Below are 23,563 nucleotides of genomic sequence, written 5' to 3' on the forward strand. Positions count from 1 at the left end.
CATGAGTGTTGATGTCCAGTTGACCCGGTGGAATTGCCTGAAAATACGACTCGGGCCAGGGTCCGGTCCCTCGGGCTCAGACCCTTGCCAGTCTAGTGACGGACGGCGCCTCTCTGCCAATAGTGGTGACCTAAATCATGTCTGTGCTACGAAGCGAACCACGGGCGCCACCGCGCGGGCGGGGCGGGGCCGGGAATTTGACTGCGGTGCCGCGCGGCCGGGGCTGTAGACTGGAGCCCTTATGGACAGTAATTCCAGGTGCCGGCCTGGGCGCTGCGGGGGAAGCCGATCGGCTGTCCTTCCCCGGGCGTTCCACAGCGCCGGCAATACCCGTACACATGCCCATCACGCGCCCTCTGCCGCCTCCGGTGGAGCTGTGCCCCAGTCCTCGGCCACGGCTGACCAGCCTCCGCCGGCCCCTTTTCCCGGCTTTCCCCGACGAACCGGTGGTGGGGCCTGAATGGAATGGCTCCTTCTCCTTGCCGGCTTCCTTCTGATCCTCGGCACGGGCTTCTTTGTCGCCGTCGAGTTTTCCCTGGTGGCACTTGACCAGACATCAGTCAAGCGCGCGGTCGACAATGGCGACCACGCAGCCCGTCCGCTGCTCAAATGCCTCAAATCCTTGTCCACACAGCTTTCCAGCTGCCAGCTGGGCATCACGCTGACCACCTTGCTGACGGGTTTCGTCATGGAGCCCTCCGTCGGTGAGCTGCTGCATGGCCCGCTGTTGCTGCTGGGAGCGCCGGAGGCCGCCGCGCGCTCGGTCTCCTTGTTCCTCGCCATGGTGTTCGCCACCCTGCTGTCGATGCTGATCGGCGAACTCGTGCCGAAAAACCTTGCGATCGCGAAGGCCTTTCACGTCGGCAGGGCCCTCGCCCGTCCACAGCTGGTCTTCACGACTGTCTTCAAGCCGGCCATCCTGCTGCTTAACGGCTTCTCCAACCGGATCCTGCACCTTTTCGGCCTTGAGGCCCAGGAAGAGATCTCGGGTGCCCGCACGCCTGCGGAGCTGGCATCGCTTGTGCGGCGCTCGGCGGAGCTTGGAACGCTCGACGCCGGCACGGCCAACTTCCTGGCGCGCACCCTGCGCTTTGCGGAACGGACCGCGGCCGACGTCATGACTCCCCGCATCCGGATGGAGACGATCGCCGCGGGGCAGCCCGTCACGGACATCATCGATGCTGCCCGCCGGACCGGGTACTCCCGGTTTCCCGTCATCGGGGAGTCAGCGGACGACATACGCGGCGTGGTGCATGTGAAGAAAGCCGTCTCCGTTCCGCGCGAACGCCGGGACGGCCTGCAGGCCGGCGCGATCATGGCCGAAGTTCTCCAGGTGCCGGAGACCATCCATCTGGATGCCCTCCTTTCCGAGCTCCGCGAAGGCAACCTCCAGCTTGCCGTCGTGCTGGACGAATACGGTGGCACCGCCGGCATCGCGACCCTTGAGGACCTCGTGGAGGAAATTGTCGGGGAAGTGGCCGATGAGCACGACCGGGTGCGTCCCGGCCTGCTGCAGAGTGCCTCCGGTGACTGGTACTTCCCTGGCCTGCTGCGGCCCGATGAGGTCACCGAACAGATCCCCGGCCTGACCGTGCCCGATGATCCTGCCTATGAGACGGTGGGCGGCTACGTCATGAGCCGCTTGGGCCGGATCGCCGTGACAGGCGACGTTGTCGAGGCCGGCGGCGGCACCCTGTCGGTCACCCGGATGGACGGCCGCAGGATTGACCGGCTCTGCTTCCGGCCCGCGCCGGCGGATGACCCGGATGAGGCGGCCGCCGGACAGGGCGGCAGGAACGCGAAGGGGACGACGGCATGAGCGAATGGACCGGAATCCTCTGGCTGGTTTTCCTGCTGATCGGCAACGCCTTCTTCGTTGGCGCCGAGTTCGCAATCATGTCGGCGCGCCGCAGCCAGATTGAACCGCTGGCGGAAGCAGGTTCCAAGCGTGCCAGGACCACCCTGCACGCCATGGAGAACGTGTCGCTGATGCTCGCTTGCGCCCAGTTGGGCATCACCGTGTGCTCCCTGCTGATCCTGCAGGTGGCCGAACCTGCGATCCACCACCTGCTGGCCTCACCCTTGGAAGCCTTCGGGACGCCGCACGAGCTGGCCGATGCCGCAGCGTTCACGGCTGCCTTGCTGACGGTGACGTTCCTCCATGTGACGTTCGGCGAGATGGTCCCGAAGAACATCTCGGTGTCCGTGGCGAACAGGGCGGCACTGCTTCTTGCGCCGCCCTTGGTGCACATTGCGCGCTTCGTGAGGCCGGTGATCTGGACCCTGAACTGGAGCGCGAACCATATCCTGCGCCTGATGCGGATCGAGCCGAAAGACGAGGTTACGTCGTCCTTCACGCTCGAGGAGGTGCAGTCGATCGTGCAGGAATCCACGCGGCACGGGCTGGTGGACGACGATTCGGGGCTGATCAGCGGGGCACTGGAGTTCTCGGCGCATACCGCCGCGCACATCATGGTGCCAGTGGACAAGCTGGTGACGCTCAAACCGGGTTCCACGCCGCGGGAACTGGAGAAGGCAGTCAGCCGTACCGGTTTCTCGCGCTTCCCGTTGCTCGACGACGACGGCGGGCTGGCCGGATACCTGCACATCAAGGATGTGCTGTCCATTCCTGAGGAGGGGCAGGGGCATCCGATCTCGGAAGGCAGGATACGCACCCTGGCCAACCTCTCGCCCGACGACGAAATCGAGGATGCGCTCGCGGTCATGCAGCGGACCGGTTCGCACCTCGCCCGCGTGGTGGACGCAGCCGGAGCGACCCTCGGCGTGCTCTTCCTGGAAGACGTGATCGAACAGCTGGTGGGGGAAATCAGGGATGCGACCCAGGCCACCGGCATCCGCCGGTTTGGCGGGGTGGACAACGCCTGATCCGGGGGCTTGGAGGTCGAAGGTCTAGCTCTAAATAGGAATCATTCCTATTTAGAGCTAGACTCGTGGGAGCAAAGCAATCGTGTTCGTCCCATCTGAATAGATCTGAGGTCTCCGTGCGCCGCCCAGTCGCCCGTCTGTCCCTTGCCGTCTCCGCAGGCCTGGCTATCCTGCTCTCCGCATGTTCGGCGCCCGCCGCGACGCCGTCGTCGTCCGCAGCGGATGGAACCATCCCGGTGGTGGCTTCCACGAGCGTCTACGGTGACATCGTCAGGAGCGTCGGCGGGGCCAAGGTCTCCGTGGACTCCATCATCAGCAAGACCAGCCAGGATCCGCATTCCTACGAGGCGAACGCCCAGGACAAGCTGGCGGTATCGAAGGCAAAGCTCCTGGTTGAAAACGGCGGCGGCTACGACGGCTACCTGCACAAACTCGCGGACGACACGAAGTTCGACCACGCGAACATCGTCACCGCCGTCGAGGTCACCGGGTTGGCCCCGCATGATGAGAAGGCCTCGCCCTCCGCGGAGGAGCACGACCACAGTCATGTCCACGGCGCGTTCAACGAACACGTCTGGTACAAGCCCGAGGCCATGGCAAAGGTGGCCGATGCGGTGGCCGCAAGGCTCGGCGCCATCGAACCGGCGTCCGCCCCGGAGTTCAAGGCCAACGCCGCCAAGTTCAAGTCCTCCCTGGCCGGGATCACCGCGAAGCTCGAAGCGATCAAGGCAAAGCACGCCGGCACCCCGGTGGCCATCACCGAACCGGTACCGGTCTACCTCCTGGAAGCCGCCGGCCTGGTGAACAAGACTCCCGAAGAGTACAGCGCTGCCATTGAAGAGGACACTGATGTGTCCCCGGCCGTGCTCAAGGAAACCAAGGACCTGTTCACCGCCGGTAATGTCAAGCTGCTTGCGTACAACGAACAGACGGAAGGCCCGCAGACCGAAGCTGTAAAGTCAGCCGCGAACGCGGCGGGCGTCCCGGTAGTGGACTTCACTGAGACGCTCCCGGACGGCAAGGACTACCTGCAGTGGATGGCGGGCAATGCCGACGCACTCGCCGGCGCCCTCAAGTAAGCCCGCCTTGGGGTGGCCGGGTCCAGACGGCAGCCACCCTCCAACAAGTAGACTTGCGTTCGTTGCTCAACGCCTGGAACGCATGGATAGAGGATAGCTTTTGACACCGCTAGTGAGCCTCCGCGGAGCCAGCCTGAAGTTCGGCAAGAGGGTGCTCTGGGAGGGCCTGGACCTCGAGATCAATCCAGGCGAATTCTTCGCCGTCCTCGGGCCCAACGGCAGTGGCAAGACCAGCTTCCTCAAGGTGCTGCTGGGGTTGCAGAATCTGCATTCGGGCCAGGTGGAACTGGGCGGGCACACCGTGGAACGCGGCAGCAGGCGGATCGGCTACATCCCTCAGCAAAAGTCCTTCGCCCCTGACACCCCGCTCCGTGCCCGCGACCTCGTGGGACTCGGCATCGACGGGCACCGCTGGGGAATGAGGCTGTCCGGGAAAAACGCCAACCGCAAGATCGATGAGCTCCTGGAGCTGGTGGGCGCCCGCGACTACGCGAAAGTGCCGCTGGGGCAGCTTTCCGGCGGCGAGCAACAGCGCCTGCGCGTGGCCCAGGCCCTGGCCTCCGAGCCGCAGGTACTGCTGTGCGATGAGCCGCTGCTGTCCCTGGACCTGCACCACCAGCTGGCCGTCAGCGCGCTGATCAACCGGCAGTGCCACGAAAACGACAGTGCCGTGGTCTTCGTGACCCACGAGATCAATCCCGTCATCGACTATGTTGACCGGGTCCTTTACCTCGTAGGCGGCCAGTTCCGCGTGGGCACTCCCGAAGAAGTGATGACCACCGAGGTCCTTTCGGAGCTCTATCACAGCCATGTGGAGGTGATCCGTGCGAACGGGCGGATCGTCGTCGTCGGCCTGCCTGATGCGACCACGCACTTCCATGACGACGCGCACACAGGATCGGCGGAGGGCCACTGATGGATTTCGGAACGATCCTGCAGACCATCTTCAACTTCGAGAACTACGGGGAACTGCTCCAGCTGGTGCAGAACTCCATCTGGGCCGGTGCCGTGCTGGGGCTGCTGGGCGGCATGGTGGGAACCTTCGTCATGAAGCGGGACCTCGCTTTCGCCGTCCACGGCATTTCCGAGCTGTCGTTCGCGGGGGCCGCGTTTGCGCTCCTGATTGGCGCAGACATCGTCTTCGGATCCCTGATCGGCTCGGTTGCCGCCGCCCTGATCCTGGGCCTGATGGGGGTGCGGGCCCGGGACAAGAACTCGATCATCGGCGTCATCATGCCCTTCGGCCTGGGCCTGGGCATCCTCTTCCTGGCCCTCTACGAAGGCCGGGCGGCGAACAAGTTCGGCCTCCTGACCGGGCAGATCGTCTCGGTCGACACCGTCCAGCTGCAGGCCCTGGCCGGGACCGCCGTCGTGGTGATGCTTGTCCTGGCGCTGATCTGGCGGCCACTGACCTTCGCGAGCGTGGACCCGGACATGGCTGAGGCGCGCGGCGTGCCGGTGCGCGGCCTGGCGATCGGCTTCATGGTGCTGCTGGGGGTCAGTGTCGCGCTGTCCATCCAGATTGTCGGCGCGCTGCTGGTCCTCGCCCTGCTCATCACCCCGGCGGCTGCGGCCCTCAGGGTAAGCACCTCGCCGCGGGTAGTGCTGCTGCTGAGCGTTGCCTTCGCCATGACCGCGACCGTGGGCGGCATCCTGCTTGCTCTCGGGAGCCGGATCCCGATCAGCCCCTACGTCACCACGCTGTCTTTCCTGATCTACGTCATCTGCCGGATCATCGGGGGAGTGCGGGCCCGGGGCGGCCACAACGGACGGATCACGCGGACAGCTTCGGCGGAACCGAAAGCAAGGATCCGCGCCGGCGCCTGAATGTCCGGCGCCCAGGCGGCTTACAGCTCGCCCGCGGCCTTCTTCGCCGTACACTCCGGACAGAGACCGAAGATTTCCACGGTGTGCGCGACTTCGGTGTAGCCGTGCTCCGCGGCAGTGCGTGCTGCCCAGGTCTCGACGGCGGGCGCTTCCACCTCGACCGCCTTGCCGCAGTTGCGGCACAGCAGGTGGTGGTGGTGTCCGGTGTCCTCGCAGCGGCGGTAGACGGCTTCTCCGTCGGCGTTCCGCAGGACATCGACCAGGCCCTCGTCGGCGAGGGACTGCAGGATCCGGTAGGCGGTGGCAAGCGAAACGGAGATGCCCTGATTCTGGAGCAGCCGGTACAGCTCCTGGGTGCTGACGAAATCGTCGAGTTCGTCGAGGGCTGCGCTCACGGCGAGGCGCTGCTTGGTGACCCTCTGCTCCCGCCCTGGCTTGGCGTCGGACGCGGTGTTGCCGGGAGATTGGGTGGCGGCTTTGGGGCCGGGAGGCATGCGTGGACTCATTTCGCTGGCGGCGTCGTGCAGACACCAAGATTACCAGCCGCGCCGTGGACAGGCCGGGCTACCGACCAGCTTGCTCCCGGACCTCGCTTCGCTCGGCCCGGGCCCCTCGCAAGCTAGTCTTAGGCCATGAAGCTCACCAAGTTCACGCACTCCTGTGTCCGCCTGCAAAAGGACAGCCAGGTGCTGGTGATTGATCCCGGGACATTCTCCGAGGCGGAGGAGGCATTGGCGGGTGCCCATGCGGTGCTGATCACGCATGAACATCCTGACCACGTGGACGCCCCGGCCCTGTTTGAGGCGCTGCGCGGCAACCCGACGCTCCAGGTCCATGCCCCGGCCCGCCTCGCGGCCGACCTCGCCGCAAAGGCCGGCGACGACGGCGGCCGGGTGCACGCCGTCGAGCCCGACAGCTCCTTCGAAACAGGCGGCTTTGCCGTCCGCGCTTTCGGCGGCCAGCACGCCCTGATCCACCCGCTGGTCCCCGTGGTGGCGAACATCGGCTACCTCGTGGAGGAGAACGTCTTTCACCCTGGCGATTCCTTCGTTGTCCCGCACGGCATCGAGGTGAAGACGCTCCTGGTGCCACTGCATGCGCCGTGGTCGAAAGTGGGCGAAGTGGTTGACTTCGTGGTGGCCGTGCGTGCGCCGCAGGCCTACCCCGTCCACGACGCACTCCTCAACGAGCTCGGCCGGGGACTGGCCGAGGGACATGTGACCCGGATCGGGGCCAAGTACGGTACCAAGTACACCAGTCTGGCGCCGCGGGAGTCCGTGGAGGTCTAGCAGCCAACGCGTAGGTCCGTTCCCAACGCTCGCGAGCTCGCGTCGGGGCCCTCGGGACGACGCTTATTCTTCGGGCCAGACGCCGGTGTCGAAAAAGCGCGCAAGGACGGCCTCGAACGGCCGCGGATCCAGGCCCTGCGCGTCCAGCCATTCCTGCTTGTAGTAGCTGCCCGCATAGCGCTCGCCGCCGTCGCACATCAGCGAGACGATGCTTCCGCGTTTTCCTGCTGCCACCATCTCTGCCACCAGCTGCCACACTCCCCACAGGTTGGTGCCCGTGGACGGCCCGGCGTGCAGGCCGGTGAGGCTGCGCAGGTGCCGCATGGCGGCGACCGAAGCGGCGTCCGGCACCGGGATCATGGTGTCGATGACCGCGGGCACGAAGCTCGGTTCCATCCGGGGGCGGCCGATGCCTTCGATCCGGGACGGCATGCCGGTGCTGAACTCCTCGACGCCGTCGCGCCAGCCCGGGTAGAACGCCGAGTTTTCCGGGTCGACGACGGCCAGCCGGGTTCCGTGGCAGTGGTACCGCAGGTAGCGGCCGATGGTGGCGCTGGTCCCGCCGGTGCCGGCGCCCACCACGATCCATTCCGGAACCGGGTGCTCCTCCAAGGCGAGCTGTTCGAAGATCGACTCCGCGATGTTGTTGTTGCCGCGCCAGTCCGTGGCCCGTTCCGCGTAGGTGAACTGGTCCATGTAATGACCGCCGGACGTCCGGGCGGCTTCCTGGGCAGCGGCGTAGACCTCCGAAGCATGGTCCACCAGCAGGCAGCTGCCGCCGAACTCCTCGATGAGCGCGATCTTCTCCGGACTGGTGGTGCGGGTCATGACCGCGATGAACGGCAGGCCGATGAGTCGGGCGAAGTACGCCTCCGAGACCGCGGTGCTGCCGCTGGACGCTTCCACAATGGTGGTGCCCTCGTTGATCCAGCCGTTCACGAGGCCGTACAGGAACAGCGAGCGCGCCAAGCGGTGCTTGAGGCTGCCTGAGCGGTGCGTCGACTCGTCCTTCAAGTACAGCTCGACTCCCCAGTGCTCCGGCAGCGGAACCGAATAGAGGTGGGTGTCCGCGGACCGGTTGTTCTCCGCTTCGATGCGGCGGATGGCCTCGCTTGCCCACGACCTGTTTTGTTTCCCTGCAGTCTTCACCGATCCAGCCTACCGGCGCTGCCTTTGCAAATGGATAAGCTGGGATCCGCCTGATTGCCACGGGAACGAAGGAGATGCGATGGGTACCCTGATGGATGTTGCCGCCCTCAAGGAACGGATGGATTCCGGCGGGCGCACGGTGCTGCTCGACGTCCGCTGGGTGCTCGGTGATTCGCACGGGCACGCCCACTATCTGGCGGGCCACATCCCGGGCGCCGTATTCGTGGATCTCCACCACGAACTGGCCGACCTCTCCGTGGACGGCGAGGGCCGCCACCCCTTGCCGGCACCGGAATCGCTGCAGCGCAGCGCCCGGGCCTGGGGAATCAACGACGGCGACACCGTGGTGGCGTACGACGACAACGGCAATACCGCCGCGGCCCGCGCCTGGTGGCTGCTCCGCGATGCCGGGCTGGAGTCCGTTTTCCTGCTCGACGGCGGACTGGCCGCCTGGCGGGCGGCCGGCCATCCCGTGGAATCCGGTGAGCAGCCGGTGCCGGCAGGCGGCGTTATCCTCGGCAGCGGCCGAATGCCGAGCATCGACATGGCCGGCGCCGCGGGCTGGCACGAACGGGGCATCCTGCTCGACGCCCGGGCAGGGGAGCGCTACCGCGGCGAGATCGAACCCATCGACCCCCGGGCAGGCCACATCCCCGGTGCCGTCAGTGCGCCGACTGGGGAGAACCTCGCACCGGACGGCCGTTTCCTGACCGCGGCGCAGCTGCGCTCCCGCTTCGCTGAGGCAGGTGTCGACGGCGGCACCGCCGTCGCGGTCTACTGCGGTTCCGGCGTGACCGCAGCGCACCAGATCGCCGCACTGGAGATCGCCGGCTTCCCGGCGGCGCTCTATCCCGGATCGTTCTCGCAGTGGTCTTCCGAGGAGGCGAACGAGGTGGCCGTCGGCGCCGCGCCCGGTGGTAGCGTCGGAGCATGACACCCGGACGCCCCGTACCCCCTCCGCTGGGCAAGCCCCTGACACCTGCGGGATCGCCGGCAGGACCGGGCACCCTCACGGCCGCGATGGGGGCGACGTCCGCCGGGAGCGGCCTGCGCCCGCTGACACTGGCCCGCCGGGTGCCCAAGGACGACGACGTCGAAATCGACATCGAATTCTGCGGGCTGTGCCATTCCGATGTGCACGCCACCCGGGGCGAATGGGGCAGCCGGCCGTATCCTTTGGTGCCCGGCCACGAGATCGTGGGAAGGGTGCGCCGCACCGGCCCGGCGGTGGCTGACTTCAGCGTCGGCGAACGCGTGGGCGTCGGCTGTTTGGTGGACTCCTGCCGTGAATGTGAAAGCTGCCTCGAAGGACTCGAGCAATACTGCGAGCGCGGCAATGTGGGCACCTATGGGGTGAAGGATCCGCGGAACGGCGACGCCATCACACAGGGCGGCTATTCAGGCACCATTGTCGTGGACCGCCGCTTTGTGCTGCGGATTCCCGAGGGGATGGATCCGGCGGCAACCGCTCCACTGCTGTGCGCCGGAATCACCACGTACTCGCCGCTGCGCTATTTCGACGTCGAGCCCGGGGACGTCGTAGGCGTCGTCGGGCTGGGCGGGCTTGGCCACATGGCGGTAAAAATCGCCAAGGCGATGGGCGCGGAGGTGGTCGTCTTCACCAGTTCGGAGAGCAAGACGGCGGCGGCGGGCGAACTCGGCGCGGACCGTGTCGTCCTCTCCCGGGAGGCCGCCGCCATGGAATCGGCCAAGGCGAGCATCGACGTCATCATCGACACAGTGGCCGCCCCCCACGACCTCAATCCCTACCTTCGCACCCTCCGCCTGGGCGGGGCGCTCTTCCAGCTTGGGCTGCCACCGGGCGACATGCCGCCCGTCAGTCCCGGACTCCTGATCCGGCGTCGCCTGGCCTACTCCGGTTCCCTGATCGGCGGGATAGCCGAAACCCAGGAGATGCTCGATTTCTGCGCCGAACACGGTGTCGCCAGCGACATCGAGATCGTGGGCGCCGGAGGACTCAACGAAGCCTACGACCGCATGGTCGCCGGCGACGTGAAATACCGCTTCGTTCTCGACACCAAGACCTTGCACACCCCGTCCGAAAAGGCAGACGCATGAGCACCCTCTTCACCAAGATCATCAACGGCGACATCCCCGGCCGCTTCGTCTGGAAGGACGAGGACGTCGTGGCGTTCCTGAGCATCGCACCCCTCGCCGACGGCCACGTGCTGGTGGTCCCGCGCCTCGAGGTGGATCTCTGGACCGATGCGCCGGCGGAGGTGCTTGGCCGCGTGACCGCCGTCGCGCAGAAGATCGGCAAGGCCCTGGTCGGCGAGTTCGGCGCCGCGCGGGCGGGCCTGCTGGTGGCCGGCTACGAGGTGGACCACCTGCACGTGCACGTCTGGCCGTCGAACTCGATGGCCGACTACGACTTCGGCTCCGCGGACCAGAACCCGGACCCGTCGCAGCTTGAGGCCAACGCCGAACGGATCCGCACGGCGCTGCGGGAGGCCGGGCACGGGGAGTTCGTCCCCGCGTCCTGACGGCACTGGCCGGGCACTGCCCCGGCGGGGCATTGTAGGCCGCCGGGCCCAGGCGTACCGTGACGCTTAGACAAGGACGCAAGCCGCGCCACGCCGGCGCGGGAAACAGCGCCGGAGGCATCATGGCACCGTCCAAAGCCAGCTTGGATCTTGGCCGATCCGCCTATGAAGATCAACGCTGGAGCGAAGCCTTCGAACACTTCGAAAATGCCCATCGTGAGGGCGGGCTGCCTGCTGCCGACCTTGAGAGGCTTGCTACGGCTGCGCTGTTGACTGGCCGTTCCGCCGCCGGAATTGACACCCTTACCCGGGCCCATGAGGAGTTCCTTGTCATCGGGGACGTTCCCGGCGCGGCACGGTGCGCCGGATGGCTCGGGATGTACCTGTTATCCCGAAATGAATTCGCGCGTGGCGCGGGGTGGCTGCAGCGTGCCCGTCGGTTCCTGGCAGAACTGGACGAACCGTGCGCGGTGGATGGGTTTCTCCTCATCCCGGCGGCCTTGGACAAACTGTACGGCGGAGACCTGGAAGGTGCCGCGGGGATCTTCGACCGGGCTTGGGAGATCGGTGCAGGCTTCCACGACAAGGATGTGCTCGCACTGGCGCAACTTGGCCAAGGCCAGGCAAAGATCATGCTCGGCAGTACGGCAGAGGGGCTCTCCCTCCTTGACGAAGCGATGGTGGCGGTAACGTCGGGTGAGGTGTCACCGATCCCCTCAGGAATCGTCTACTGTGCAACGATCGGGACATGCCAGCAGGTCTTCGAGTTGCACCGGGCCCTTGAATGGACGGCTGCCCTTGACCACTGGTGCGCCGGACGACCGGACATGGTGCTGTTCAGCGGGCAATGCCAATCGCACCGCGCCGAGCTCTTCATCCTCCATGGACAGTGGCCTGAAGCCCTCGCAGCCGCCGGTGTGGCACGGGACCGTTGCGCACGCGGCGACACCCAGGCCCTCTGGGGCGGCTTCTACCGGCAGGGCGAAGTCCAGCGTCTGCGGGGCGAGCTCGATGCCGCCGAAGCTTCCTACCGGGAGGCAGGCACCTCGGGCTATGAGCCGCAGCCCGGCTTGGCATTGCTCAGGCTGGCCCGTGGTGAGACGAGCAGCGCCCAGAGCCAGATCCGAAGGTCCGTTGACACTCCGGACCTTGCGACGCGCCGTCACTTGCTCCCTGCCCTCGTCGAGATTGAGCTGGCGGCGGGGGACACCTCGGCTGCGCGCGCCGGGGCGGACGAGCTGAAAACGCTGGCAGCGGGATTTCCCGTGCCCATGTTGCAGGCGTATGCGGCGCAGGCCGAAGGAGCGGTACTCCTCGAAGAAGGCGAACCGGGCGCCGCCCTGAAGCCGCTGCGGCGGGCCTGGACGTTGTGGCGCGGTCTCGACGTGCCCTTCGAAGCGGCTCGCTGCCGCGTACTGGTAGGCCGGGCATGCCTGGCTCTCGGTGACCGGGACTCGGCGCTCATGGACTTCGAAGCCGCACGCAATGAATTCTTCGACCTTGGCGCGGAACCGGCGCTCCTTGGGGTGGACTCCCTGATTGGTCGTGGTCCGGCGCAAGCGGGCCCGTTGACACCCCGGGAAACAGAAGTCCTCAAGCTGGTAGCGGCCGGCAAGACGAACCGGGCGGTCGCCGTCGAGCTCTATCTCAGTGAGAAGACCGTGGCACGGCACCTGAGCAACATCTTCCTCAAGCTCGGCCTATCATCCAGGGTCGCCGCGACGAGGTACGCGTATGAACACGGGCTCACATCATGAACAGGCCTACATCGAAATACCCATGGGCGGCCGGGCAAGATGCATGGTTCCGCTGAAGCGGGCCGGAACCCGCCGGCCATAGTGTCGAAGCATGAACTTTCCAGTACTCGCCGGCACCGTTTCGACCGTGCTGTTTGCCGCGAGCATGCTGCCGATGCTGATCAAGGCAGTGCGCACCCGGGACCTGGCTTCGTACAGCCTGGGAAACCTCTTCCTGAGCAACGTGGCCAATGCGGTCCACTCCGTCTATGTCTTCAGCCTGCCGGCTGGTCCGATCTGGCTGCTCCATTCCTCGTACGTCGTCGCGTCTGCCCTGATGCTGGTGTGGTTCCTGCGCTACCGGCACGCGCCGGGCGGACCAGCACAGCCTGAGGCGGCAACGGAAGGTTTGCGACCCACTGAACAATTGCTCGAAGCATAAGGAGGCTTCGCCATGAACACCACTCAGGATCACGCACCCGATGGCATCCTGGACACCGTCATCGTTGGCGGCGGGCAAGCCGGCCTTGCCCTGGGTTACTTCCTCTCCCGCCAAGGACGCGATTTCGCGATCCTCGACGCCGGCCAGAGGGTAGGCGACGCCTGGCGCGGGCGCTGGGATTCCCTGCGCCTGTTCACCCCGGCCAAGTACGACGGGCTTCCCGGAATGCCGTTCCCCGGGGACGGCCTCGCGTTCCCCGGCAAGGACGAACTGGCCGATTACATCGAAGGCTATGCCGCACATTTCGGCCTGCCGGTCCGGCTTGGCGTGAAGGTGGAGCAGCTGCGGCAGGAAGACGGCCACTACGTCGCTGAAGCGGGCGGGCGGAGCTGGAAGGCCGCGAACATGGTGGTGGCCACGGGGGCCTGCGTGGCGCCGAAGGTTCCCGGCTTTGCCGCGCAGCTGGACGATTCCGTTTTGCAGCTGCATTCCAGTGCCTACCGGAATCCCGGGCAGCTCCGGCCCGGCCCGGTGCTGGTGGTCGGCGTGGGCAATTCCGGGGCCGAGATCGCCCTGGAGTTGAGCCGCAGCCACCACACATGGCTGGCGGGAAAGCCGCGTGCGGAACTGCCGGTCAAGCATGGGCGGGCAGCGGCACGCTTCGTCCTGCCGATCGTGCGGTTTGCCGGGCTCCATGTCCTCACTCTCGGTACGCCTATAGGCCGCAAGGCGGCACCGGCCTTCATCGGACACGGCGCCCCGCTGATCCGCACCAAGCTCAAGGACCTCGCAGCCGCCGGCGTCGAATCCGTTCCGAGGATCACGGGCGTCCGTGACGGCAAAGCGGTGGCGGAAGACGGTACCGTTCTGCACGTCGCGAACGTCATCTGGTGCACGGGCTACACGGATGATTTCAGCTGGGTGGAGCCTGACACTTTCGACGGCGCCGGCCGGCCGCGGCAGTGGCGTGGCGTGGCACAGGACGCCCGGGGCCTGTTCTTCCTGGGCCAGGAATTCCTCTACTCGGCCACGTCGGCCACCTTGCCCGGGCTTGCCCGCGACGCCGGATACCTGGCGCGGCAGATCCCGCGCAGCGCAATGCAAGCCGCGGTGGACCGTTCGGAGCAACCCCAGAAGGCCTAAGGCGCCCCATGCACGTCAGGGAAGTCTATGAGAACCTGCCCCTGCCACCGGGGCAGGTGGCAGGGATCGCTGCCGGCCCCGTACTGGCGCGGCTGCGCCCCCTCCGGCTCCCTGGTCCGCGCCGACTCCACCACATAGCGGGCACGGGGCTGTTTCTTGCCGGATGCCTGATCAACGCCGCGTCCCTGGCCGAACGCCGCCGGCAGGAGAGCGGCGTATTCGAACTGGAACACCCGCGGGCCTTGGTTGTGACCGGCCCTTACGCCGTCAGCCGGCATCCGATGTATGTCGGCTGGTGGCTGATCCACCTGGGTGCAGGAATGGTGCAGGGCTCGGCCTGGGCGCTCCTCACGACGCCGGGCGCGGTCCTGGCCGAGCATCCGGCAGTGCTCAAGGAAGAGCGGATGCTGGCGGAGCTGTTTGGCAGCGATTACGCCGTCTATGCGCAGCGCGTTCCCCGGTACCTGCCCTTGGCCCGGCGGAAGGCCTAGCCGCGCTTCGGGGTCATGGCCACCATGCCGGCGTAGGTGAAACCGCCGCCGAAACCGAAGAGCAGGGCCGGCACGTCGGCCGGGATGCGCCCGGTGTGCCACCACTTGCTGAGGCCCAGGGGGACGCTGGCTGCGGAGGTGTTGCCGGATTCGGTCACGTCGGTCACCACCACCTTGTCGCTGAGTCCCAGGCCCTGCGCGAGCGGCTCGATGATGCGCAGGTTCGCCTGGTGGGCCACCAGGACCTCGATGTCGTCCAGCGTGAGTCCGGCCCGTTCGACGGCTTCGTGGGCGTGTCCGACAGCGTCGAGCAGGCCCCAGCGCAGCACTTCCCGGCCGTTCTGCGAGAACTTGCCCTCCGGCGGGCCGATCCGCACCGAATCGGCCATGTCCGTGCGGGATCCCCAGACCACCGGGCCGATCCGGGGCCCATCGGAGGGGCCGACGACGGCGGCACCCGCCCCGTCCGCGACGAGCACCGCGGTGCTGCGGTCGGTCCAGTCGGTGACAGTGGAGAGCGTTTCGGCGCCGACGGCGATCGCGTGCGTGGCGGAACCGGAGCGGATGGCCTGGTCGGCAAGGCCGAGCGCGTACTCGAAGCCCGAGCAGGCGGTGTTGATCTCGATGACGCCCGGGCCGCGGCGGTCCGCCCCGAGGCTGAGTGCCTGCGCCACCCGGCCCGCCGTGTTGGGGGAGCGCTCCTGCGAGGTGGTGGTGGCGACGACCACCAGGTCGATCTGCTCTGCTGCCAGCCCGGAATCGGCCAGCGCCATGCCCGCCGCATCCGTGGCCAGCGTGGCAACCGTTTCCCCTTCGCCCGCAATGTGGCGCGTGACGATTCCGGTGCGCTGGCGGATCCATTCGTCGTTGGTGTCCAGGATCGCCTCGAGCTCGAAGTTGTCCATCACCCGTACAGGCTGGGCATGGCCGAGGCCCCGGATTTCGGTTCCGGCGGGTCCGCTGGGCAGATGCAGGGCGGGAAGATGCAGGGTCATCCTGGTCCTTTCAGGGGGCAGCCCGCGGCTGGGGGCGCGGAGCTGCTGGCGGTTGGTCGGGGCGGGTGGCAGTGTCCGGCGGCTGCGGCCTAAGCCGGGGCGAGTGCCTGGTTCAAGGCGGTGCGGATGCGCTTCTCGGAGACGGAGTAGGCGGTGCCGAGTTCGACGGCGAAGAGGCTCACCCGGAGCTCTTCGATCATCCAGCGCACCCGGGTTAATTCGCTTCCGGCCCGGCGGCCCGGCAGGAGGGCCGCGACGGCGTCGTCATAGTCGTCTTCCAGCGCCTGGACGGCGGCCATGTTCAGGCCGTCCCGCTGCACGTTGTTTGGCAGTTTCTCCAGCCGCTTCTCGATGGCCGTGAGGTAACGCGGCAGCTGGCTGAGCTGTGCGTAGCCCGTCTGTGCTACAAAACCGGGGAAGACGAGCTGTTCCAGCTGGCTCTTGATGTCATTGAGGGCGCTGATCAGGCTCAGGCTGGCGCTGCCCTTGAGCTGCTTCTCGACGCGGCGGCTGCTCGCGAGGATCCGCTCGACGACGGCGGTCACCGTGAACACGGTGTCGATCAGCTCCGCCCGCACGGCTTCGTACAGGGCGTCGAAGGACTTCCTGTCCCACGGCAGCTCCGCGGGAGTCAGCTTGTCGATCGCGGCCAAGGCACAGTCGGCGATCAGGGCGCTGACCGAGCCGTGCGGGTTCTGGCTGAACGTCAGCTTCTCGGTGTTGTTCAGGTGCTCCAGGACGTAACGGTCCGGCGGCGGGACGCGCAGCGCGAGCAGGCGGATGACCCCGCCGCGCATTGCCGCTTCCTGCTCGGCCCGGGTCTGGAAGACCCGCAGCGCCACACTCTTGCCTTCGTCCACCAGCGCCGGGAATCCGGTCACCTGGTGGCCGTTCACCACCCGGCTCACCTGGCGCTCAATGGTGCCGACGCTCCACTCGGTGAGGCCGGACTGCTCGGCAAATCCGGCGGGGGTCCCCGCCTGTGCCGCAGCGCCATGGCCATTCCCTGACGCTGCGTCCGCGGCGGGTCCGCCCCGCAAGCCCGCCCCGGCCGGGCTGCCGCCCGCTTTGCCGCCGGCTGCCGTCTTGCCGCCGGCTGCCGTCTTGCCGGCGCGCGCCGTCGTCGCGGGGGTCGCTCCGAGGGATTCGGCGATGGCCCGGCGCGTAGCCGGGGCGAGTTCCTGCTGCAGGGCCGCAAGGTCCTTGCCTTCGCCAAGGACCTTGCCGCGGCTGTCCACCACCTTGAAACTGACCCGAAGGTGCGGCGGGACGGCGTCCCGGTTCCAGGAACCGGGCGGGATGATGTGCCCGCGCAGACGGCGCAGCACGAGTTCCAGCGAGGGTTCGAGTTCGTCGGTGGCGGGATCGAAGTCCGCTTCCAGGGCAGCGGCGGCCTGCCGGGCAACATCGGGCGCCGGCACGAAGTTCTTGCGGACCTGTTTCGGCAGGGACTTGATCAGGGCGGTGATCAGCTCAACCCGCTGGCCCGGGATCTGCCAGCGGAACGCGGCGTCGTCGAGCTGGTTGAGGAACAGCACCGGCACCTCGGCGGTGACGCCGTCGGACGGGTTGGGCGCGGAGCCCGGGGCCACGGGATGGAACTCATAGCTCAGCGGGAGTTCGAAGCCCTTGTGCAGCCACGTCTTCGGGTATGCCGAATCGTCCAGCTCGGCGGCGTCCTCGCTGATCAGCAGCGACTGGTCGAAGTCCAGCAGCGTCGGGTCCTGCTGCCGCGCGTCCTTCCACCACTTGTCGAAATGCCGCTCCGACACCACGTCCTTGCCGATCCGGGCGTCGTAGAACTCGAAGAGGGCATGGTCGTCCACAAGGATGTCGCGGCGTCGCATCCGGGTTTCGAGCTCCTCGATTTCGTTCAGGAGTGCCCGGTTGCGGTGGAAGAACTTGTGGTGCGTGCGCCATTCGCCTTCCACCAGGGCATGCCGGATGAAGAGCTCGCGGGAAAGCTCCGGATCGATGCGCCCGTAGTTGACCCGCCGGTTGGGGATGACCGGCACGCCGTAGAGGGTGACCTTCTCGTGTGCCATCACCGAGCCGCTGCGGCTGGACCAGTGCGGCTCGCTGTAGGAGCGTTTCACCAGATCCGGGGCGACCTGCTCGACCCAGAGCGGGTCGAATTTCGCGGCAACCCTGGCCCAAAGCCGGCTGGTTTCGACCAGTTCGGCGGCCATCACGAACGCTGGTGACTTCTTGAACAGGGCCGAGCCCGGGAAGATCGCGAAGCGGCTGCCCCGGGCGCCGGCATACTCGCGCTTGCGTTCGTCCAGCAGGCCGATGTGGCTCAGGAGCCCGGAGAGCAGGCTGATGTGGATGCCTTCGTGCAGGCCCACCGGATCGGCAACGCGACTGTTGTCGATCGTGATGCCCAGCGGCTTGGCCAGCTGCCGCAGCTGCTGGAACAGCTCCTGCCATTCGCGCACGCGAAGGTAGTTGATGAACTCGGTGCGGCAGAGCCGGCGGAACTGGGTCGAGGACAGCTCGCGTTGCTGCTCCTGGATGTGGTTCCACAGGTTCAGGTAGCCCGTGAAGTCCGAGTTTTCGTCGCGGAAGCGGGCGTGCTTCTCGGCGGCCAGCTGCTGCTTGTCCGTGGGGCGCTCGCGGGGATCCTGGATGGTGAGGGCGGCGGCGAGGATCATGACTTCCTTGACGCAGCCGTGCTTGCCTGCCTCCACGATCATCCGGCCGAGCCGCGGGTCCACCGGCAGCTGGGCGAGCTTATGCCCGACGGCGGTCAGCCCGCCCTGCTGTTCCCGTGCCCCCTGCTGCGGCGACTTCAGGGCGCCGAGCTCGCGCAGGAGGGTCACGCCGTCGTTGATTGCCCGGGACTCCGGCGGCTCGACGAAGGGGAAGGCCTCGATGTCCTTGGGGCCGCGGGCCACACCCATCGCGGTCATCTGCAGGATGACCGCGGCCAGGTTGGTTCGCAGGATCTCGGGGTCGGTGAACTGCGGACGGGACCCGAAGTCCTCCTCCGAATACAGCCGGATGGCGATGCCCTCGGAAACACGGCCACAGCGGCCCGAGCGCTGGTTGGCCGAGGCCTGCGACACCCGCTCGATCGGCAGCCGCTGGACCTTGGTGCGGTGCGAGTAGCGCGAGATGCGGGCCGTTCCGGTGTCGATCACGTACTTGATGCCCGGGACCGTGAGCGAGGTTTCGGCAACGTTGGTGGCCAGCACGATCCGCCGCTTGCCGCCGGGGTTGAAGACGCGGTGCTGCTCCTGCAGGCTGAGCCGTGCGTAGAGGGGGAGCACCTCCGTGCCGGCAAGGCGCCGGTTCGCCTGGATCCGGCCGTTCAGGGCCTCCGCGGCGTCGCGGATTTCGCGCTCGCCGGAGAAGAAGATGAGGATGTCGCCGGGGGCCTCCTGGGCGAGTTCGTCGACGGCGTCGCACACCGCATCCAGCGGGTCGCGGTCTTCTTCTAGTTCATCGTCGGGGGTTTCGTCCCCGTCCGCCGGTCCGCCGGCCGGCTGGGAGAGCGGACGGTAGCGGATCTCCACCGGGTACGTGCGGCCGGACACCTCGATGATCGGTGCGGGGGCGTCGTCGCTGCCGAAATGCCGGGCGAAGCGTTCCGGGTCGATCGTCGCCGAGGTGATGATGATCTTCAGGTCCGGGCGCTGCGGCAGGATCCGCTTGAGGTAGCCGAGGATGAAGTCGATGTTGAGGCTGCGCTCATGGGCCTCGTCGATGATGATGGTGCTGTACTTGCGCAGCAGCTTGTCCCGCTGGATCTCCGCCAGCAGGATGCCGTCCGTCATGAGCTTGATCCGGGTGCTCCTGCCGGTCTCGCCGGTGAACCTGACCTGGAAGCCCACCTCCTGGCCGATGTCCACGCCGAGCTCGAACGCGATGCGCTCCGCCACCGTGCGCGCGGCAAGGCGGCGCGGCTGGGTGTGGCCGATCAGGCCTTTGTCGCCGAGCCCCAGCTCAAGGCACATTTTGGGAATCTGGGTGGTCTTGCCCGAACCCGTCTCGCCCGCGATGATCGTGACCTGGTTCGCGGCGATGGCCGCCATAATGTCCTCGCGGCGTTCGGAGACCGGCAGCTCAGCGGGGTAGGAAATATGAAGTGTCATGGCTGGAAGCCAGTCTACTGCGGCGCCGGGGCTCCCGCGGAGCGTGCGAGCCGGCCGGCCAGCGCCACGGCATACTCCTTGAATTCCGGCGGCGAGAGGATCTCGAACTCCATGCCCAGCGCCGCAAGGTGCGCGGCGGGCTGAGCCAGGCTGTCCCAGCCGGCGTGCAGCAGCGTGGCGGACCCGCCGTCGTCGGTCAAGGTCGCCAGCTGCGGGCCGACAAGAGCGGCCACGTCGCCGATCGGGGCGAACAGGCGGACGACGACGTCATAGCGGTAGGGCGAACGGGTCACCGACTGCTGCACGTAGGCAGCAAGATCCTCCGCCGGGAGCGGCCGCGGGAGGAACTTCTTCGTTGCGGCCGGCAGGGAGGCAATGCGGTCCGCACGGAAGGTGCGCCAGTCTTCCCGCTCGAGATCCCAGGCCACCAGGTACCAGCGGCGGCCCGTGTCCACCAACCGGTAGGGCTCGGCGATGCGGCGGCCCACCGTGCCGTCCGGCTTGGCGTAGTCGAAGCGGATCAAGCGCCGGTCCGCGATGGCAGAGGACACCACCGTGAGCTGGTGCGGATCCACCGCGGCCGCGTTGCTGGGCAGCGTGGTGACGGCGGCTTTGAGGGTGGCGAAGCGCGGGCGCAGCCTGGCAGGCAGGACCTGTTCAAGCTTGGCGAGGGCCCGCACCGATGCTTCGCCGATCCCGGCAACGGGTCCGGCGGCCACTGAATTCAGTCCAAGGGCGACCGCCAGTGCCTCGTTGTCGTCGAGCAGGAGCGGCGGCAGCTGGGCGCCGGCTCCCAGCTGGTAGCCGCCCGCAATTCCGGGCGAGGCGTGGATGGGGTATCCGAGGGTGCGGAGTTTGTCGATGTCCCGGCGTACGGTGCGTTCCGTGACGTCCATGCGTTCGGCCAGAGCCGGGCCGGTCCATTCCCGCCGCAGCTGCAACAGGGACAGCAGCTGCAGCAGGCGGGCGGAGCTTTGGATCATGGACCAAGCGTACGTGCCCCGCGGTCCGCGGTCAGAGCAGGCGCATGGTCCAGTAGGCGCTGCTGGGGAGGTCAAGGGCACGCCAGTCGCGTTCGGAACGAACCGGCGGAATGTGGCCCCGGCCGTCGCGGAGGACTGCCGAGATGGTGGCTGCGATAGCCAGCAGGACGATGATGACGATGAAGGCTACGAGGATTTCCATGGATCCATCGTCTGCCCGGCGGGCTCCAAGAAACAGTGGCAGAAATGACCCATTTGGATAAATTTCTGCCACACTGGAACTATGTTGAAATCAGTGGCCATCATCGTTGTTCCGGGCTTCTCAATCTTCGAGTTCGGAACCGCCTTCGAGGTTTTCGGCATTGACCGTTCCGAGCGGGAGAGCGGCGTTCCGAAGTTCGATTTCCGCGTCTGCACCCCGCAGCCCGGCGACGTCCCCATGAAATCCGGGCTGTCGATGCATGTGGGCCTGGGCCTGGAGGCCGCCTCCGACGCGGATCTCGTCATCATGGCTCCCTATGGCCGTGACCTGGACGTTACGGAGGAGGTCCTGGAAACCCTCCGCGCCGCGCATGAACGGGGCGCGTGGGTGCTGTCGATCTGCTCGGGTGCGTATGCCCTTGCAAGGGCCGGTCTGCTGGACGGTCGCCGCTGCACCACGCACTGGCACTATTCGCAGGACCTGGCCGGCCGCTACCCCAAGGCCCGGGTGGATGAAAACGTCCTTTACGTTCAGGACGGCACTATCATCACCAGTGCGGGCACGGCCTCCGGCATTGACGCCTGCCTGCACCTGGTCCGTGTGGAGCTGGGCGCGAAGGTTGCCGCCGCCATTGCCCGGGACATGGTGGTGGCGCCGCACCGCGACGGCGGGCAGGCCCAGTACATCGACCGGCCGATGCCGAGCTGCGGCTCTGCACCGATGGAAGCCCTGCTGCGTTGGATGGTGGAGAACCTTGACCAGGAACACAGTGTTTCCGAACTCGCCGAACGGCTGCACATGTCGCCAAGGACCTTCGCCCGCCGCTTCCGGGCCGAAACCGGGGCAACGCCTGCCGCCTGGCTCAACTCACAGAGGGTGCTCCGGGCCCAGGAACTGTTGGAAAGCAGCGACCTGAACATCGACGAGGTGGCGCGGGAAGCAGGATTCGGCCACTCGGTGCTGATGCGGCACCACTTCGCCAAGGTCCTGGACACGAGCCCGCAGTCCTACCGCCGGGCCTTCCGGGGTGGCCAGCTCGCAGAAGTGGGGTAGTTCAGCGCTGCCCGCGGCTTTCGGAACCCTCTGCTTTGGCGGATTCCACCAGGTCCTCCCAGGGGCCGGTGACTTCCCGGTCCGGCAGCGTGGCCCGCCGCTGCCCGGCCCTGATGGAGTACATGAAGCGGTCGGGCTGGTTGGCGGTGCGCGACAGGGCCTTGGCTTCGTCCCAAGGGCAGGCTTCGACAAGCGGCATCCAGCGTTCCTTGTCGTCCGCGGACACGGCATTGACGCTCCAGACACGCGTCATCGCGGCGATGCCCCCGCTGCGACGGACAGTGATCTTCATGCCCCACCGATCTTCGTGCTGCACCGGACGCGGGATCCGCCGGCAAGCGGTGCTGGAGTCAGACCTTGACCTTTACAGTTTCCCACGCCTGCATGACGGCGTCATGCTCGGCCGAGCCGCTGCCGAACAGTTCCTCGGCGGTGGCGATGGTGGTCCTCGCGAACTTGCCGAAGGTGCAGGCAGCGGGGAGGGATCCGCTGGTCAGCGTGCCGTACCAGATCTGGCCCGGCGCTTCCCAGGCATTGCCGCCCAGCTTCGAGGCCACCAGGTAGAAGGCGCGGTTGGGGATGCCCGAATTGATGTGGACCCCTCCGTTGTCCGCCGTGGTGCGGACATAGCTGTCCATGGAATCGGGCTGCGGGTCCTTGCCCAGGACGTCGTCGTCGTACGCAGTTCCCGGCGCCTTCATGGAGCGCAGTGCCGCCCCCTGCACGGCGTCCGTGAAAAGGCCTTCTCCGATCAGCCAGCTCGCTTCCGAGGCAGGCTGCTTGCGGGCGTACTGCTCCACGAGGACGCCGAAGACGTCGGACATGGATTCGTTCAGGGCGCCCGCCTGGTTCCGGTAGGCGAGGCCTGCCGTGTACTGGGTGACGCCGTGGGCAAGCTCGTGGCCGATCACGCTCAATGACTTGGTGAAGCGCTGGAAGATCTCGCCGTCGCCGTCCCCGAAAACCATCTGGCGGCCGTCCCAGAAGGCGTTGTCGTAGAGCTTGCCGAAGTGGATCGTCGCGTCGAGCTTGAGGCCGGCCCCGTCGATGGAGTTCCGTTCGAAGACGTCGGCATAGAGGCTGTGGGTATCGCCAAGACCGTCATATGCCTCGTCCGCTGCGGCGTCCCCGATGGGCGGCATGCCTTCCTTGCGCACGAGGGTGCCCGGCAGGGTTTCGGTGGATGCGGCGTCGAAGATGGTGCGCTGGGGCGGGCCGGGCTTGGCCTGGCGGGCGCTGGGCGGCGTGGCGGGCACCGGAAGGGCGCGGGCGGCCTGCAGGCCCTTGATATGCAGCAGCGATTCCTTTGCGGCCCGCGCGATCGCCCGGAGCCGGGGTTCCGGGCGGGCGGCAAGGCGGCGCAGCATGTACGGAGGAACGATGGAGCAGATCATTTGCAAACCCCTTTGGCGTCTGGCGGAGCTGGTACGAATCAGCTTAGGAGCGGCCGCCGACAATTTGGCTGCCCATCGTCGGCATGTCCGCCACGGCGCCTGCTCCCGCAACGCAAAAACCCCGCCATTCCTGGGAATGGCGGGGTTTCTTGTCCTCGAAAGGAATGGTGCCCTCGATAGGATTCGAACCTACGGCCTTCTGCTCCGGAGGCAGACGCTCTATCCCCTGAGCTACGAGGGCATCCGGGGTTTCCGGTTGTTTCCGGAACGTTGATGAGCTTAGCAGGTCCGCG

At 67.1% G+C, this 23,563-nt stretch carries 22 protein-coding genes and 1 tRNA gene; 14 read left to right on the top strand and 9 right to left on the bottom strand.

What is annotated here, in order from left to right; genetic code table 11:
* Positions 1-460: 460 nt before the first annotated feature.
* From ACNQPB_RS10370 to ACNQPB_RS10390, 5 genes are all read left to right on the top strand, one after another.
* Positions 461-1,819 carry a hemolysin family protein gene (locus ACNQPB_RS10370; protein ID WP_498751400.1) on the top strand — a complete coding sequence of 453 codons (1,359 nt, stop codon included), beginning with the start codon at positions 461-463 and terminating at the stop codon, positions 1,817-1,819.
* Positions 1,816-2,886, top strand: a complete 1,071-nt coding sequence (locus ACNQPB_RS10375) for a hemolysin family protein (protein WP_498751402.1) — start codon at positions 1,816-1,818, stop codon at positions 2,884-2,886. The genes ACNQPB_RS10370 and ACNQPB_RS10375 overlap by 4 nt, the downstream gene beginning before the upstream one ends.
* Positions 2,887-3,002: 116 nt before the next feature.
* Positions 3,003-3,965 carry a metal ABC transporter solute-binding protein, Zn/Mn family gene (locus ACNQPB_RS10380; RefSeq protein WP_498751404.1) on the top strand — a complete coding sequence of 321 codons (963 nt, stop codon included), beginning with the start codon at positions 3,003-3,005 and terminating at the stop codon, positions 3,963-3,965.
* Between the two features lie 112 nt (positions 3,966-4,077).
* Positions 4,078-4,881, top strand: coding sequence for a metal ABC transporter ATP-binding protein (locus ACNQPB_RS10385; protein ID WP_498751405.1), 804 nt, complete (start codon positions 4,078-4,080; stop codon positions 4,879-4,881).
* Positions 4,881-5,792, top strand: a complete 912-nt coding sequence (locus tag ACNQPB_RS10390) for a metal ABC transporter permease (protein WP_498751406.1) — start codon at positions 4,881-4,883, stop codon at positions 5,790-5,792. The genes ACNQPB_RS10385 and ACNQPB_RS10390 overlap by 1 nt, the downstream gene beginning before the upstream one ends.
* A 20-nt stretch (positions 5,793-5,812) precedes the next feature.
* On the opposite strand, the gene ACNQPB_RS10395 is transcribed toward ACNQPB_RS10390, so the two are convergent.
* On the bottom strand, positions 5,813-6,286 hold the full coding sequence (locus ACNQPB_RS10395; RefSeq protein WP_498751408.1) for a Fur family transcriptional regulator: 474 nt from the start codon (positions 6,284-6,286) through the stop codon (positions 5,813-5,815).
* Between the two features lie 138 nt (positions 6,287-6,424).
* On the opposite strand from ACNQPB_RS10395, the gene ACNQPB_RS10400 reads away from it, so the two are divergent.
* The gene (locus ACNQPB_RS10400) at positions 6,425-7,081 is read left to right on the top strand and encodes an MBL fold metallo-hydrolase (protein ID WP_498751410.1); all 657 of its coding nucleotides are present in this window, start codon (positions 6,425-6,427) and stop codon (positions 7,079-7,081) included.
* A gap of 63 nt (positions 7,082-7,144) precedes the next feature.
* Here the strand turns inward: ACNQPB_RS10400 and cds1 are convergent, their stop codons facing one another.
* A complete protein-coding gene (gene cds1, locus ACNQPB_RS10405; RefSeq protein WP_498751412.1) occupies positions 7,145-8,230 on the bottom strand; it encodes an L-cysteine desulfhydrase Cds1 in 1,086 nt (361 codons plus the stop codon).
* A 79-nt stretch (positions 8,231-8,309) separates the two neighbouring features.
* Between cds1 and ACNQPB_RS10410 the strand changes: the two genes are divergently transcribed.
* From ACNQPB_RS10410 to ACNQPB_RS10440, 7 genes are all read left to right on the top strand, one after another.
* A complete protein-coding gene (locus ACNQPB_RS10410) occupies positions 8,310-9,164 on the top strand; it encodes a sulfurtransferase (RefSeq protein ID WP_498751414.1) in 855 nt (284 codons plus the stop codon).
* Complete coding sequence (locus ACNQPB_RS10415) at positions 9,161-10,309, top strand: NAD(P)-dependent alcohol dehydrogenase (RefSeq protein ID WP_498751416.1); 1,149 nt, start codon at positions 9,161-9,163, stop codon at positions 10,307-10,309. Before ACNQPB_RS10410 ends, ACNQPB_RS10415 begins: the two co-directional genes overlap by 4 nt.
* Complete coding sequence (locus tag ACNQPB_RS10420) at positions 10,306-10,734, top strand: HIT family protein (RefSeq protein WP_498751418.1); 429 nt, start codon at positions 10,306-10,308, stop codon at positions 10,732-10,734. Before ACNQPB_RS10415 ends, ACNQPB_RS10420 begins: the two co-directional genes overlap by 4 nt.
* A gap of 122 nt (positions 10,735-10,856) precedes the next feature.
* On the top strand, positions 10,857-12,491 hold the full coding sequence (locus ACNQPB_RS10425; RefSeq protein WP_498751420.1) for a LuxR C-terminal-related transcriptional regulator: 1,635 nt from the start codon (positions 10,857-10,859) through the stop codon (positions 12,489-12,491).
* A 91-nt stretch (positions 12,492-12,582) separates the two neighbouring features.
* The gene (locus ACNQPB_RS10430; RefSeq protein WP_498751422.1) at positions 12,583-12,912 is read left to right on the top strand and encodes a hypothetical protein; all 330 of its coding nucleotides are present in this window, start codon (positions 12,583-12,585) and stop codon (positions 12,910-12,912) included.
* 12 nt (positions 12,913-12,924) lie between these two features.
* Positions 12,925-14,055, top strand: coding sequence for a flavin-containing monooxygenase (locus tag ACNQPB_RS10435; RefSeq protein WP_498751424.1), 1,131 nt, complete (start codon positions 12,925-12,927; stop codon positions 14,053-14,055).
* A gap of 8 nt (positions 14,056-14,063) precedes the next feature.
* Positions 14,064-14,546, top strand: coding sequence for a methyltransferase family protein (locus ACNQPB_RS10440; RefSeq protein ID WP_498751426.1), 483 nt, complete (start codon positions 14,064-14,066; stop codon positions 14,544-14,546).
* On the opposite strand, the gene ACNQPB_RS10445 is transcribed toward ACNQPB_RS10440, so the two are convergent.
* From ACNQPB_RS10445 to ACNQPB_RS10460, 4 genes are all read right to left on the bottom strand, one after another.
* A complete protein-coding gene (locus ACNQPB_RS10445; protein ID WP_498751427.1) occupies positions 14,543-15,541 on the bottom strand; it encodes a beta-ketoacyl-ACP synthase III in 999 nt (332 codons plus the stop codon). The two genes, ACNQPB_RS10440 and ACNQPB_RS10445, sit on opposite strands and share 4 nt — an antisense overlap.
* Before the next feature lie 89 nt (positions 15,542-15,630).
* Positions 15,631-19,638 (bottom strand): ATP-dependent RNA helicase HrpA, encoded by a 4,008-nt coding sequence (hrpA, locus tag ACNQPB_RS10450; RefSeq protein WP_498751429.1) that lies wholly within the window; start codon positions 19,636-19,638, stop codon positions 15,631-15,633.
* Positions 19,639-19,652: 14 nt separating this feature from the next.
* Positions 19,653-20,621, bottom strand: a complete 969-nt coding sequence (locus ACNQPB_RS10455) for a helix-turn-helix transcriptional regulator (protein ID WP_498751431.1) — start codon at positions 20,619-20,621, stop codon at positions 19,653-19,655.
* Positions 20,622-20,652: 31 nt separating this feature from the next.
* Positions 20,653-20,823, bottom strand: coding sequence for a hypothetical protein (locus ACNQPB_RS10460; RefSeq protein ID WP_162943697.1), 171 nt, complete (start codon positions 20,821-20,823; stop codon positions 20,653-20,655).
* 81 nt (positions 20,824-20,904) lie between these two features.
* On the opposite strand from ACNQPB_RS10460, the gene ACNQPB_RS10465 reads away from it, so the two are divergent.
* A complete protein-coding gene (locus ACNQPB_RS10465; RefSeq protein WP_498751433.1) occupies positions 20,905-21,876 on the top strand; it encodes a GlxA family transcriptional regulator in 972 nt (323 codons plus the stop codon).
* A gap of 1 nt (position 21,877) precedes the next feature.
* Here ACNQPB_RS10465 and ACNQPB_RS10470 read toward each other — a convergent pair whose 3' ends face one another.
* From ACNQPB_RS10470 to ACNQPB_RS10480, 3 genes are all read right to left on the bottom strand, one after another.
* Positions 21,878-22,168, bottom strand: a complete 291-nt coding sequence (locus ACNQPB_RS10470; protein WP_498751435.1) for a protealysin inhibitor emfourin — start codon at positions 22,166-22,168, stop codon at positions 21,878-21,880.
* 58 nt (positions 22,169-22,226) lie between these two features.
* Positions 22,227-23,270, bottom strand: a complete 1,044-nt coding sequence (locus ACNQPB_RS10475; RefSeq protein WP_498751437.1) for a M4 family metallopeptidase — start codon at positions 23,268-23,270, stop codon at positions 22,227-22,229.
* Between the two features lie 165 nt (positions 23,271-23,435).
* A tRNA-Arg gene (locus ACNQPB_RS10480) sits at positions 23,436-23,511 on the bottom strand.
* Positions 23,512-23,563 lie beyond the last annotated feature (52 nt).

Source organism: Curtobacterium sp. LFS079 (assembly GCF_047977865.1).
Classification (GTDB): Bacteria; Actinomycetota; Actinomycetes; order Actinomycetales; family Micrococcaceae; genus Arthrobacter.